Origin of the sequence: Paenibacillus sp. MY03 (assembly GCF_002165585.1) — a bacterium.
Lineage (GTDB): Bacteria > Bacillota > Bacilli > Paenibacillales > Paenibacillaceae > Pristimantibacillus > Pristimantibacillus agaridevorans.
Window position 1 is genome coordinate 99,658 of record NZ_MXQD01000025.1, and the last position, 12,926, is coordinate 112,583.

Annotated in this window: 12 protein-coding genes and 1 tRNA gene; 5 read left to right on the forward strand and 8 right to left on the reverse strand. The window is 55.7% G+C overall.

Annotation, left to right across the window (positions count from 1 at the left end):
* Positions 1 to 243: 243 nt before the first annotated feature.
* The 3 genes from cysI to B1748_RS20335 form a co-directional block, all read right to left on the reverse strand.
* The gene (cysI, locus tag B1748_RS20325; protein ID WP_087569790.1) at positions 244 to 1,986 is read right to left on the reverse strand and encodes an assimilatory sulfite reductase (NADPH) hemoprotein subunit; all 1,743 of its coding nucleotides are present in this window, start codon (positions 1,984 to 1,986) and stop codon (positions 244 to 246) included.
* Positions 1,987 to 2,048: 62 nt separating this feature from the next.
* Positions 2,049 to 3,935, reverse strand: a complete 1,887-nt coding sequence (locus B1748_RS20330) for an assimilatory sulfite reductase (NADPH) flavoprotein subunit (protein ID WP_087569791.1) — start codon at positions 3,933 to 3,935, stop codon at positions 2,049 to 2,051.
* A 438-nt stretch (positions 3,936 to 4,373) separates the two neighbouring features.
* Complete coding sequence (locus B1748_RS20335) at positions 4,374 to 4,766, reverse strand: c-type cytochrome (RefSeq protein ID WP_256975787.1); 393 nt, start codon at positions 4,764 to 4,766, stop codon at positions 4,374 to 4,376.
* 151 nt (positions 4,767 to 4,917) lie between these two features.
* Here B1748_RS20335 and tatC point away from each other — a divergent pair, with 151 nt between their 5' ends.
* Both tatC and tatA read left to right on the forward strand, forming a co-directional pair.
* The gene (gene tatC, locus B1748_RS20340; RefSeq protein ID WP_373271290.1) at positions 4,918 to 5,655 is read left to right on the forward strand and encodes a twin-arginine translocase subunit TatC; all 738 of its coding nucleotides are present in this window, start codon (positions 4,918 to 4,920) and stop codon (positions 5,653 to 5,655) included.
* A 45-nt stretch (positions 5,656 to 5,700) separates the two neighbouring features.
* The gene (gene tatA / locus B1748_RS20345) at positions 5,701 to 5,907 is read left to right on the forward strand and encodes a twin-arginine translocase TatA/TatE family subunit (RefSeq protein ID WP_087569776.1); all 207 of its coding nucleotides are present in this window, start codon (positions 5,701 to 5,703) and stop codon (positions 5,905 to 5,907) included.
* Between the two features lie 170 nt (positions 5,908 to 6,077).
* On the opposite strand, the gene B1748_RS20350 is transcribed toward tatA, so the two are convergent.
* Together B1748_RS20350 and B1748_RS20355 are read right to left on the reverse strand one after the other, a co-directional pair.
* Positions 6,078 to 7,793 (reverse strand): GMC family oxidoreductase, encoded by a 1,716-nt coding sequence (locus B1748_RS20350; protein ID WP_087569777.1) that lies wholly within the window; start codon positions 7,791 to 7,793, stop codon positions 6,078 to 6,080.
* Between the two features lie 24 nt (positions 7,794 to 7,817).
* Positions 7,818 to 8,678 carry a gluconate 2-dehydrogenase subunit 3 family protein gene (locus tag B1748_RS20355; RefSeq protein ID WP_256975788.1) on the reverse strand — a complete coding sequence of 287 codons (861 nt, stop codon included), beginning with the start codon at positions 8,676 to 8,678 and terminating at the stop codon, positions 7,818 to 7,820.
* A 128-nt stretch (positions 8,679 to 8,806) separates the two neighbouring features.
* On the opposite strand from B1748_RS20355, the gene B1748_RS20360 reads away from it, so the two are divergent.
* From B1748_RS20360 to gluQRS, 3 genes are all read left to right on the forward strand, one after another.
* Complete coding sequence (locus B1748_RS20360; RefSeq protein WP_087569778.1) at positions 8,807 to 9,520, forward strand: hypothetical protein; 714 nt, start codon at positions 8,807 to 8,809, stop codon at positions 9,518 to 9,520.
* Between the two features lie 123 nt (positions 9,521 to 9,643).
* A tRNA-Asp gene (locus tag B1748_RS20365) sits at positions 9,644 to 9,720 on the forward strand.
* 84 nt (positions 9,721 to 9,804) lie between these two features.
* Positions 9,805 to 10,797: a tRNA glutamyl-Q(34) synthetase GluQRS gene (gene gluQRS, locus B1748_RS20370; RefSeq protein ID WP_087569779.1), complete on the forward strand. Its 993-nt coding sequence runs from the start codon at positions 9,805 to 9,807 to the stop codon at positions 10,795 to 10,797.
* 193 nt (positions 10,798 to 10,990) lie between these two features.
* On the opposite strand, the gene B1748_RS20375 is transcribed toward gluQRS, so the two are convergent.
* The 3 genes from B1748_RS20375 to B1748_RS20385 are packed head-to-tail and all read right to left on the reverse strand — an operon-like array spanning position 10,991 to position 12,295.
* Positions 10,991 to 11,272: a DUF2277 domain-containing protein gene (locus B1748_RS20375; protein ID WP_087569780.1), complete on the reverse strand. Its 282-nt coding sequence runs from the start codon at positions 11,270 to 11,272 to the stop codon at positions 10,991 to 10,993.
* 20 nt (positions 11,273 to 11,292) lie between these two features.
* On the reverse strand, positions 11,293 to 11,694 hold the full coding sequence (locus B1748_RS20380) for a secondary thiamine-phosphate synthase enzyme YjbQ (protein WP_087569781.1): 402 nt from the start codon (positions 11,692 to 11,694) through the stop codon (positions 11,293 to 11,295).
* A 1-nt stretch (position 11,695) separates the two neighbouring features.
* Positions 11,696 to 12,295 carry a DUF2087 domain-containing protein gene (locus B1748_RS20385; protein ID WP_087569782.1) on the reverse strand — a complete coding sequence of 200 codons (600 nt, stop codon included), beginning with the start codon at positions 12,293 to 12,295 and terminating at the stop codon, positions 11,696 to 11,698.
* Between the last annotated feature and the right edge of the window lie 631 nt (positions 12,296 to 12,926).

Sequence of the window (12,926 nt, forward strand, 5' to 3'; positions counted from 1 at the left end):
TCGCCCAACAGGGGGCCAAGGACGGTGGACTCGTTCCCCGCCTGGTTCTTTAGCTTAAAATTGAGAAAACCTCTATCGAGGCCACTCAGTGATGAGCGACCGCGTTTAGAGGTGGGTTTTATCGCCAAATAGAATTTCGGTTTCCGCGTGCTTGGAAACTTATAAATTCTATTGTGGTAAAAAAAGCACAGCCACGCAGGTAAGTGCGCAGCCGTGCCGTTGAATTTGTTATCTTGCGGTCGATCAACTATGGAAATCGGTGCCGTCCGCGACGGCTTTTACATAACCGCTGCGAATGACGAAGTCGCCGAAATGCTCGCCATGCTCGCGATCCGAAGCGTAGTGGCTCAGGATCGGCTTCAGCGTGTCCAGAATTTCCGTCTCGCCGATGTTCTCGCGATACAGCTTGCTAAGACGATCGCCGGAGAAGCCGGCCCCCAGGTACATATTGTATTTGCCCGGAGACTTGCCGATAAAGGATACTTCGCCCAATGCCGGACGGCCGCAGCCGTTCGGGCAGCCCGTCATCCGAATATTGATCTCTTCGTCGCGAAGCCCGACTTCCGTAAGCACAGGCTCCAGCTTCTCGATCAACGTCGGCAGGTATCGCTCCGCTTCCGCCATTGCGAGTCCGCAAGTCGGCAGCGCCACGCAAGAGATGGAACTGCGGCGTAGGGCAACCAGCTCGGAGCCGTCCGTGATGCCGTACTGCGCCATCAATTCGGCGATTTTCTTTTTCTTCGGAGCGGCGACATTGCCGATAATCAGATTCTGATTTGCCGTCAGACGGAAGTCGCCGGTATGAATCTTGGCAATCTCGCGAAGGCCGGTCATCAGCTTGCTCTCTTCGGTATCGATGATCCGTCCGCTATTGACGTAAATGGCGAAGTTCCATTTGCCGTTTTTGTTCTTCGACCAGCCGTAACGATCGCCGTTGGATTCGAAGTGGAACGGACGGGACGGCGCAAGCTGCCAGCCGAGACGCTCGTGCAGCTCTTCGACGAACCAGTCGAGGCCGTGACGGTCGATCGTATATTTAAATCTTGCATATTTACGTACGGAACGATTGCCGTAATCGCGCTGAATCGTGATCGTCTTCTCCGCAACGTCGAGAATCTGCTCCGGCTTACAGAAGCCGATGACTTTGCCGAGCTGCGGATAAGTGTTGTTATCGCCATGAGTCATGCCCATGCCGCCGCCTACGGTGACGTTGAAGCCGACGAGCTTGCCCTTCTCCATAATCGCGATGTAACCGAGATCCTGCGAGTAGACATCAATATCATTGGATGGCGGCACCGCGATGCCGATCTTGAACTTCCGCGGCAAATATACCGGCCCATACATCGGCTCGACGGCATTGCCGGCAAGGCCCATTTCCGCCTTCGGCTTGTCGCCGGTATCCACCTTCTCGCCATCCAGCCATATCTCGTGATAAGCCGGCGTTTTCGGCGCCAGATGTTTCGTCAACTGCTCCGACCAGCGATGCACCTCGGCATGCACCTCGGATTGCTCCGGATTCGGCGTGCACATGACGTTGCGGTTTACGTCGCCGCATGCCGCAAGCGTCGTCAGCATCACGTCGTTGATCTGACGAATCGTCTGCTTCAGGTTCCACTTCAGCACGCCGTGCAATTGGAACGCCTGTCTTGTCGTCAGGCGAATGCTGCCGCTGCCGTACTTCTGGGCCAGCTTGTCGATCTCCAGCCATTGCTCCGGCGTGGATACGCCGCCCGGCGTCACGACGCGAAGCATAAATTGATACGACGGCTCCAGCTTCTGCTTCTGACGTTCGTTCCGCACGTCGCGGTCGTCCTGCATATAGCTGCCATGGAATTTCATCAGGCGGTTGTCCAGGTCGCTCATACCGCCCGTAACCCGGTTTGCCAGCGTCTCGACAAGCGAACCGCGCAAATAATTGCTTTCTATCTTCAACTGCTCGACATCGCTTGGAGTTCCGCCGACCGGTTGTACCTTCTGTTTCGTCATTGCTGCTTCCGCTCCTTCCCGTTTCACCCGTTGCTACCCTCTATGATCAAAAATAAATGATATTAATAAACATCGCGTTGATAACGCCCGCTTACTTGCAGATCCGCTAAATACGCCGCCGCTGCCTCCGCGTTCAGGCCTCCTTGCTTCTCGACCACGGACAGAAGCGCCGCATGAACGTCATGCGCCATATGTTTTTCGTCGCCGCACACGTAGACATGCGCGCCCTCTTGCAGCCATTTGTACAGCTCCGCGGCTTGCTCCAAAATACGATGCTGTACATAGACCTTCTCCTCCGTATCGCGGGAGAACGCCACATCCAGCTTCGTAAGCACGCCGTCCTTCAACATGCGCTGCCAGTCCGTCTGGTAGAGGAAGTCGGTTACGAAATGACGGTCCCCGTAAAATAGCCAAGACTTGCCGCTGGCTCCCATTTCCTCGCGCTCTTCCATAAACGCCCGGAACGGAGCTACGCCCGTGCCCGGACCTATCATGATTACAGGAGTATCCGGATTAGCCGGCAGCTTGAAGTTCGGATTATTCTGGATGAAGATCGGCAGCCTGCCGCCTTCCTCCAGCCGTTCGGATACTTGCACGGAGCATACGCCGCCCCGCTTCCGTCCATGCGCTTCATACTCCACCTTGCGAATGGTGACATGCACTTCTTCGGGATGCGCGTTGCCGCTGCTGGCGATGGAATACAGTCGCGGCGGCATCTTGCGAAGGATGGATACAAGATCGGCGGCGGACAGCTTCCATGGACCGAAGTCTTGCAGCAAATCCAACAGATCGCGGCCGCTGGTATAAGCCCTCAACGTCGCCTTGTTGTCCGGCAGGATGAGCTCGGCCAGCTTGGCATTTTCCGAGAATGCGGCAGCCTTCTCCAACAGAGGACGGGTCAACACCGTAACCTCGAACTGAGCCAGCAAGGCGTTTCGAAGCTGTCCTTCTGCCCCGTCCTTGGTCGGCACGACGTTCTCGCTGCCACTCCACTTCATCTCCGCGATAATCGCATCGACGAGAGCAGGGTCATTTTGCGGGTAGATGCCGACGCAATCGCCAGGCTCGTAGGTCAGTCCGGAGCCCTCCAGCGAAATTTCCAGATGGCGCGTCTCGCGGTCCGAGCCGCGGCCGTTCAGGTTAATCGTCGCAAGCACTTCGGCCTGGAACGGGTTGGAACGGGAATATTCCGACTCCGTCGTCGTTGCTGCAGAGCTTGCCGGTGCAGCCGATGCAGATGCAGCTCCTGCAACAGTCGCCGAAGCTGCGGGAGATGCCGTAACCGCGCCAATGACGCTCGCAAGCCACTGCGAAGCCGGCCCGTCGAAGTCAACGTCGCAATCGATACGCGGCGCAAGCCGCTCCGCTCCCAGCTCGGCGAGACGATTGTCGAAGTCCTGGCCCGTTTTGCAGAAGAACTCATAGGACGTATCGCCCAGCGCCAGAACGGAGAATTTCATGCCGTCCAGCTTCGGCGCGCGCTTGCTGAACAGGAATTCGTAGAACGTCAGCGCGTTGTCCGGCGGATCTCCTTCGCCATGCGTGCTCGCCACGATGAACAAGTAAGGCGTCTTTTTAAGTCCGTTCGTCTTAAACGCGTTCATCGCCGACAACGTGACTTCGAAGCCTTGTTCCTTCAGCTGCGCGGCCAGCTTGCCCGCCAACCGCTGCGAATTTCCCGTCTGCGAGCCGAACAGGACAGCCGCCTCGCGCGGCAAAGCCGGCGCTGCGGGCTGAGCCGCTTCCTCAGCCGGAATAAGCGTAGCTACCGCTGCCGCCGTCTGCTCCTGCAAAGCTATGGCCGATTCTGCGGAAGCGGTACCCGCCCTATAAAACGCCATATAACCGTTAAGCCATTGAATCTGGGAGTCCGTCAAAGTCGGCAGCAATTTGTTAAGCAGCTCGACCTGCGCTTCGTTAAACGGACTGTTCGTCACCTTAAGTTGCAACTGCATCCACCTCGCATCCAATCTGTGCACATCAATTCCAAGTTTACCAGTATGAATTTATGATCTAAAACTACCATAGTCCCTGGTTACGGTCAATGAAATCTGACGAATTCTGTCTATAAGAAATATTGAACCAAAGCGTGAGCTTTTCTTATGTAAGGAGCCGATCATCTTACATAGCGATTATGATCTGCCTTATGATAATTCCTTGGAATTACCAACTTTCCGACAACGCTGGAGGCACTTCCTGAGAACTCTTATACTGACTACATAACGGGAAGCGCTTACATTCGTCCATTCGAAGGTACTACATTGTCCATTCTACGTTCAGCTTGGCTCCGGCTTCGGCCCGGTTGGACGCCCGTTAACTTAAAGGCCGCTTCGCCAGACGATCGTTGGATCGCGGCGAAACGGCCTTTTTGCGATTGGCTCTTCAAGTTACTTTTTCGCCGCGAGCCAGCCTGCGAGCGAATTGATTTCTTCGTCGGTCAACTGGCCTTTAAAAGCAGGCATGCCGCCCTTGCCGTTTACGATTGTATCCTCGATTTGATCCGCCGTCATTTCGCTGCCGACTTTCTGCAGGTTCGGGCCTACACCGCCCGCCAGATCAGCGGCGTGACAGCCGATACAACTCTTTTTGTAGACTTCCTCCGCTGCCGCCGTATCCACTGTCGCGCCATTGCCCGCATTACCCTCATTTCCCGGATTCTGGGCATTATTGCCTGTTCCGGCATTGTTCGTGCCTTTATTGGCGTTTCCTCCGCATGCAGCCAAGCTAATCGTTAGCGCAATTACGGCCAACCCCAACACCCATTTGTTCGGACTCCTCACTTGCATACACCTCATTTGTCATTAAAGATGTGGTTACTTTTCCCGATCCGCGACAGGAATATTCGGCTTGGCAAAGTCGAATAAGGCGACGCGCTTTGGACAATCTATAAGAAACGTATGGAAAATGAGGAAATGAGGTGATTCCTTGGAGATGCAGGAAGATCTCGTGAGACATCTCGCCGAGCTAAGGAAACGGCTGATTCTCGTCGCCTGCTGGTTCTTCGTCACGATGTGCGCAGGTCTCTATTTGTCACCAAAAATCCTGCAGTACATCAAATCCAGCAACGTCTCGACAGAAGTCGAATGGAATGTATTCTCGTTCACGGACGGGCTTTTCATCTACCTTCGCTGCGCCTTCCTGTTTGCCTTTCTATTCACGCTGCCGCTCTTGCTGTACCAGACTTGGGCGTTCGTGCGGCCGGGCCTGACGGAGAAGGAAGCGAAGGGAACGCTCGCATACGTCCCTGCATCGTTCGCGTTGTTCCTTGCGGGGGTGTCTTTCAGTTATTTTCTCGTCTTCCCTATGATGATGCGGTTCATGATGCAAATGAACCACACCGTCGGAGCGGTGGAAACGTATGGGATCGACAAATATTTTGTTTTCCTGTTCAGCGTCGTATTTCCGCTCGGAGTCGCATTCGAAATGCCGATTGTCATGCTGTTCCTGACGCGGCTCGGCGTTCTAACGCCCGAGAGGCTGACAGTAACGCGCAAATACGCCTATGTAGGCCTTGCCGTCGTCGGCTCCTGCATCTCTCCGCCGGACTTCGTCTCCCATCTGTCCGTGACCGTGCCGCTTATCGTGCTCTTCGAGCTCAGCGCGCTGCTGTCGAGACGGTATGCGAAACGTCATTACGCGGTTCCGGTCCTTAGGACGGATCCTACCTGATCCTGACACGCATCTTAATTCGCCATTACGAAAGGAGCCAACTTCATGTTCAACAACATCGGCGTATCCGGGCTGATCATTATTCTGCTCATTGCGCTTATCGTGTTCGGGCCGTCCAAGCTTCCCATGCTCGGCCGCGCGTTCGGCGATACACTCCGCGAGTTCCGCAGTTCAACACGCGGGATCGTGGAGGATGATACGCCCGGCGCTGCCGCAATCGACGTCCAAGATGATTTGAAAAAGCTGCTGTAGCCCTAACCCGAACCCATAACAAACACGCAAAAACCTCTATAACCACCTCGAGTGGTATAGAGGTTTTTTGCCGCCATAGAAGCACCCGGGCGAAACGGCCGGCGTCCTTTGCGACGCGGCTCGTTTCTTTCCGGGAAATAGAGAGATGGTCTGGAAAAAGGGCAAGCTGCTCACACGAGCAAGCCGCCCTTCTCCCTGTATTTCAAGATGCCTTCGGCCGTACGGTAAGCGAGCGCGCCGACCGTGGCCGTCGGATTGTAGCCGGCATTTTGCGGGAAGGAGCTGGCCCCGACGACGAAGACGTTGTCCGCGTCCCACATTTGGCAGTACGTGTTGACCGCCGAGGTCGATGGTTCCGCGCCCATGATGACGCCCCCCGTGTTGTGCGTTGACTGGTAATTCACGATCTCGTATGGACCGATTTCCTTCAGATAGTCGACATGATCCGCCCCCATCTCCTTCATGATCTCGGCGCTGCGCGCGGCCAAATATACGCCCAGTTCCCGATCCTGCTCCTCGAAGTCGAAGGTAACGCGCATGAGCGGATCCCCAAACGCATCCTTGTACGTAGGATCCAGGTCCAGAAAATGATGTTTGAACGACATCGAAGCGCCTTGCCCGCCCACGCCGAGCGTCCGGTACGCATAATGAAGCGACTTTGCCTTAAATTCCTTGCCCCAGGTCGCCGTGCCCGACGGCACCGGGTTGTTCTGGATCGGACGGGAGCCCGTCTGCGACAATGCGATCGCTCCGCCGTGGATGAACTTCAAATCGCTATGGTCGAAGTTGTCGCCGTTATAATCATCCAGCGTAACGCCCAGCGAGCCCGCACCGGCATACGTGTTGAATTGCTGCTTCTCGAAGAAACCCGCCGCGCTGCCTTTAATAACCTGATAGGCGTAATTTTTGCCGACAACCCCCTTGCCCGTCTCCGGATTATAACGTTCCCCAAGCTCCGAGAGCAGCAGCAGCCTGACGTTATTGAACACGTAACTTGTCACGACGACGATGTCCGCCGGTTGCACGATATCTTCTCCGGTCGTAACGTCCGTGTACATCACTCCCGTCGCCTTGCCGCCCTTGTGCAAGATGCGCCGCACGTTCGAATGGGTGCGAATCTGGAACTTGCCGGTTTTGTTCGCGACGGGGATGACCGTCACAACAGGATCGGCCTTCGCTCCGTATTCGCAGCCAAACCGTTCGCAATAACCGCAATATTGGCAGGCCGCCCGGGAAATACCATCCGGATTCGTATATCCCTCCGATAGATTGGCCGCCGGCATCATGTACGGGTTCAGCTTCATCCGCTTGGCTGCATCCTCGAACAGTTGAAGCGCCGGCGATTTCTTCATCGGCGGCGTCGGATACGGGTTGCTGCGCGCTCCCCCCAGCGGATTCGGCTCGCCGGAAATACCGGCCATCTGCTCGAACTTGTCGTAATACGGCTCGAGCTCGTCGTACGTAATGCCCCAGTCCTGAATCGTCATTTCCGCGGGGATTTTGTTTTTCCCGTACTTTTCGATCGTCTTGCTGCGTATCTGGAAATCGTACGGCAAAAAACGATACGTCTGTCCGTTCCAATGAACCCCCGAGCCGCCCAGACCGTCCCCGAGCAGGAACGAGCCGTAGGAACGCATCGGCAGCGCCCTGATCCCCTCATTGCTTCGGAACGTGATCGTTTCCTTGGACAAATCCTGCATCATCTCGTATCTGAGCGCGTAACGCAACTCATCGTGCACCATAAAATAATCCTCGGTCTTGCGGTCCTTGCCCCGTTCAAGACCGACGACGTTTAATCCGGCTTTCGTCAGCTCAGCCGCGATAATGCCGCCGCTCCAGCCGACTCCAATAATGACGACATCCGTTTTCGGTAACGTTTTGGCCATATGCCGCTTTGTCCCTCCGCTTCGCTAATGGGCCATATGATCTTGAAGACTGATCGGGTCCATCTTCGTATAGTCCTTGTCAATTACAGCCGTGTAGCTCATCTGATTGCCGGGATAACCGCGCATCCTCCAGCCGTTCATGTCCAGGTTGCCGCCGTACAGCGGGTCGCTGTAGGCGCCCTCGAGCGTGTTCGTGCGAAGCATTTTAAAGAAACTGCTCGCCGAGATCGTCGTCAGCTGCACCGCATCCGACTCGAACGCCTTCAATACTTCATCCTGATCTTCCGCAACCAGCTCCGGGAAACTCTTCTGATATTGCGTCAAACTGTAGTTGTTCAGTTCCTTGATGCCGATCTCAATAATTTCGCGCCGCTTCAGCCGTCCCTGATACCCTTGCTCCTTCTCGCCCACATAGAACGGCGCCTGCATATAGTCGCGCCCGTTAAACCCCCATTCTCCTGCCAGCTGATGGTCGATGAAGTAAGCAACACCGAGCGTTTTCGCTCCGGGGCCGTTCTCGTCCTCGGGAAAAATACGTTCCGTCGCGCTCTCCACGATGCGAAACTGTTCCTGCGTCAGAAACATGAGCGCGCGGTTGTAATTTCGCGGTTGAGCCTTTTCCTCCTCTCCCTTTCCCGGCTCCCCGGTGGGTGTCGGCTCCTCCGAGTTGTTCGTGCAGCCGATGAGCGAGCTTAACGCCCCTCCCAGCGCCAGCGTGCCAAGCGTATACCCTGTCGTCTTCAAAAATTTGCGCCGGGAGTTGTTTTTCGCTTCCTGTTCATAGGTCAGCGGTCCTGCCGGATTTGCGGTCGGCTGCTCCATTGTAGCGACAGATCCGTCTTCCGCTTCGCGGTTCGGCTTGTTCTTGCTGCCGGTTGAATCCAATACGATGCACCTCCTGAATGGCAATGGTTTCGTTCGCGATTATTATTTTCCATGGAACGATGAATATTCATTTCGGTGAAAAGCTCATCCTAAATCATGCAGACAGCTTGAATGGAGGTTGATAACAAATGATAATGACGCGAATATGGCTGGCGGGGGCGACGGCAGCCGCTGTGGCCGCAATGCTGCTGCTCGGAGGCTGCAGCGCCGCCATGGATACCGATGACAGACATCCGATCGAAGCGCATTCCGCGGAACATGAGCACCAAACGAAGATGCTGCGCGATCCTTCCGTCATTCCGAGCGAGAATGGCTTGAAACGGCAAACGACGAACAGGCAAGGCGGCACAACAAACGGAATGGGGACATCGGTGTACAGCATGATCGGCAGCTCCGGACTGCATGCGGCCGGTTTCTCCGCGCATCTGGAATCCCGACTGAGCGGAGCGGGCATTCCGGACGTAAAGGTATTCGTCTTCGACGACACGGTCGTGCTCGCCACGGCGAAACGTACGCCTTCAGGCGCGCGCTATGACAGCGTTCAGATGAAGCTTCTAAGTCCGATCGAAGGGATGTCGGGTCAAGGAACGGCGCCGGGCGAAGGTCTTGGCGGCATAACGGGCACCGATAAGTCCGCTCATGACAACCTGTCTATGGCCGCCGAGCGGATCACCGGTTTTATGGGCGGGGGAGAAGTGCGCGTGCTGACCGTGGAGAATGAATTGGCCGTACAGCTGATCGACAAAATCCGAACGGAGGCCACGGCCGATAAACTGTCGCCGACGGCCATCGCGGACGATATCCGCGCGCTGCTGGAGCTGGCGGTGCAAGGAACAAAGTAGTCGCGGGATCGGCATCTGCCTCACCCAAGAGAATTGGTTGCTTCAGGAAAATAAAAGCTTGTCAAACTACACGCCAGCGTGTTAAGATCTTATTTGTGTCCAAGAGGCACAGACTTTAAGTGTGGAGCTGTGGTGTAGAGGCCTAACATGCCTGCCTGTCACGCAGGAGACCGCGGGTTCGAATCCCGTCAGCTCCGCCATTTAAAGTATACACATAGGCAAAATAACAAACAGAGCGGCTATGCTGCTCTTTTTTTGCATTTCCGTTAAGGTGAGGGTGAACCATGTCGAAGCAACTGGACCATCATCAGCCAATCATACGCCGCGGACGTTTCGCGCCTACGCCGTCCGGGCTTCTGCATATCGGCAACGCCTTTGCCGCGTTGGTTGCCTGGCTTCAAATTCGGCAAGCCGGCGGCGAGTTTCTGCTCCGCGTCGAGGACATCGACAAGCCGAGGTCGCGTCCCGCTTTTGCAGAGCAGCAGCAAGACGACTTGCTCTGGCTTGGACTCGACTGGGACGAGGGGCCGCGGATGGGCGGGCCCTTCGCCCCCTATGAGCAGAGCCTTCGCGATGAGCTATACGAGGAGGCGCTGGCGCGGCTCAATGCTGCCGGCCGCCTTTACCCTTGTTATTGCAGCCGCGCGGAGCTCGCCTCCATCGCCAGCGCCCCGCATGGCTTGTCGTCGGAGGGGCCGGCTTATCCCGGTTTCTGCAGGCATCTTACGCTGGAGGAGCGCACAGCCAAAGAAGCCCACAAGGAACCCGCGCTCCGCTTCGTCATGCCGAGCGAGCCGATCGCTTTCGTCGACGGTTTTGCGGGAGCACGCTCCTATGATGGCGACGCGCTGGGCGACTTCGTCGTCAAGCGCGCCGATGGCATGTTCGGCTACCAACTCGCCGTCGTCGTTGACGATGCCGCCATGGGCATTACCGATGTCGTGCGCGGCGCCGATCTGCTCGACTCCACGCCCAGGCAGCTGGCGCTCTACGATGCGCTCGGTTTGAAACCGCCGGCCTTCGCCCATGTGCCGTTGCTTGGCGATGCCGGCGGCGAGCGTTTCTCCAAGCGCGACAAATCGTTAACGCTGGCCGCGCTTCGCGGCGAAGGCGTCATGGCCGAACGGCTTGTCGCCCTGCTGGGGCATATCGCCGGTTGGCTCGACAAGCCGGAGCCCATGCGCGCGTCCGAGCTTGTCTCTTGCTTCGCGCCGATTCGGACTGGCGATCAGCCGCTCCCGATCACCGATGATATGCTGCGTTGGCTGCGGGGATAAGGCTTGCCGCAGCAAAAATATCCGGCTCACCGAGACGAGGCCACAGTTGAACTTGCATTTTTCTATTCCGGTAAGTCTGTCAAAGTAAAAAAAGGCATCCCATCTCCTATATCAGGGAGATGGATGCCTTTTTCTTTTGCTTTAGTGGACTGTTAGCTTGAAACGCCATATGTCTAGTTGGACACCAACTAGGTTACTCGACAGGCTTAACGCCGAACCGCTTGGCGTTGCGCTCGCGCGCCCGCTCCCGCTCAACCTCGCGGTTCTTGGGCTCCGAGTTTGTAACAAGCGATTCCAGCAGCCGCTGGGACACTTCCGTCACTTCCGCCACGGCGCGGCGGAACGCTTCCTCGTTCGCCTTAGAGGGCTGGATAAAGCCTGATATTTTTCGCACGTACTGAAGGGCCGCCGCCTCAACCTCGTCCGGCGTCGCAGCGGGCTCGAAATTGAACAGCTGCTTAATGTTCCTGCACATTATCTCTCGCCTCCTATGGACTAATCTCCGATCACTTTCACATGGAATTTCCGTCTCCGCGGTCCGTCGAATTCGCAGAAGTAGATGCCCTGCCAAGTGCCCAGCACCAGTCTTCCGCCCGAGATGAGCACCGTCTGGCTCGTTCCCGTCGTAATGGCCTTCAGATGCGCGGCCGTATTGCCTTCGGCGTGCCGATCCAGACGATGCTCCCAGGGGTACAGCTCGTCAAACCGGCGCAGCACGTCTCTGACCACGTCGGGATCGGCATTTTCATTAATGGCCATGCCGGCGGTCGTATGCGGACAATATACGATTGCGTAACCTTCGCGCACGCCGCTCTCGGCCACCGCCTCGCGAACGAACGATGTCACGTCGACCATTCCATCCCGTTCTTTTGTCGACAACTCATAAGTTCTCATCATCCTACTTCAACTCCTCCCACTTCGTCCACAGCTCTCGCGGATTAAGCTCATAAGTCTCATTCTCGCGGAACATAAACTGGTGCATAATAAACTCCCGTCGAATCGTCGCGAAATCATCATGAACCAGCTTGATAAAGGCGTTGATTTCCGATTCCCCGTATTTCCGTCCGTTCTCAAGCCTGGAAACCAGATGCTCCAGCACGATCAGCTTCTTCTTCATCTGGCTCGGAATGCTCTTAAGCCTGCCCTCCGCGTCGAAGAAGTTGCGAATGACCGAATCTCTCAGCCGCGTATATTCGTCTTGCTCCATCATATCAGCATCGCCCCTCTTATGAAATACAAGCCCCAATACCCCTTCGGCTCCTCGCTTCAGGAAATAAGGATTTAACGAGAAGTAGATCGTATTTTTTTCTCTTCGCTCGTAAATAAGCGCCGCCTCCCGCAGCTTGGCGGCATGGAAGGTAATCGTCGCCGGCGTAAGAGCCAGCTTCTCCGCCAGCACTTGTCCGTTAAGCTCGCCTTCGGCGAGCAAGGCCAGCATGCGTATCCGCGTCGCGTCGGACAAGGCTTTATGGTATTGCACGATTTTGTCCAATTGCATGGCGTGACGTCTCCCTTGATATTCGATTAGACATTTATCTAATTAGATATTTATTAAAATACAGTATTGGGATTGGATTGTCAATCCAAAAAGTACACTATCACCTGACGGTGATTAGCAAGCTCAAATAGGTTAGCTGCCGCCAAACTCGAGCCATAGACGCTATTTACGCCTATGGACGCTCATCCGAGTTCCTTTCCGGGCCATCGGCGTTTTTAACGCCTACAGCAGCCCGTTCGCCTACTTTTTGGAGCCATAGACGTTATTTACGCCTATGGACGCTCATCCGAGTTGTTTTCCGGGCCATCGGCGTTTTTGACGCCTACAGCAGCTCGTTCGCCAACTTTTTGGAGCTATAGACGTTTTTTACGCCTATGGACTCTCATCAGAGTTCCTTTCCGGGCCATCGGCGTTTTTAACGCCTACAGCAGCTCGTTCGCCTACTTTTTGGAGCCATAGACGTTATTTACGCCTATGGACGCTCATCCGAGTTGTTTTCCGGGTCATCGGCGTTTTTAACGCCTACAGAAGCTCGTACGCCTACTTTTTGGAGCCATAGACGTTATTTACGCCTATGGACGCTCATCTGAGTTACTTTCCGAGCCATCCGCACTTTCGTTTCAGTTCCATA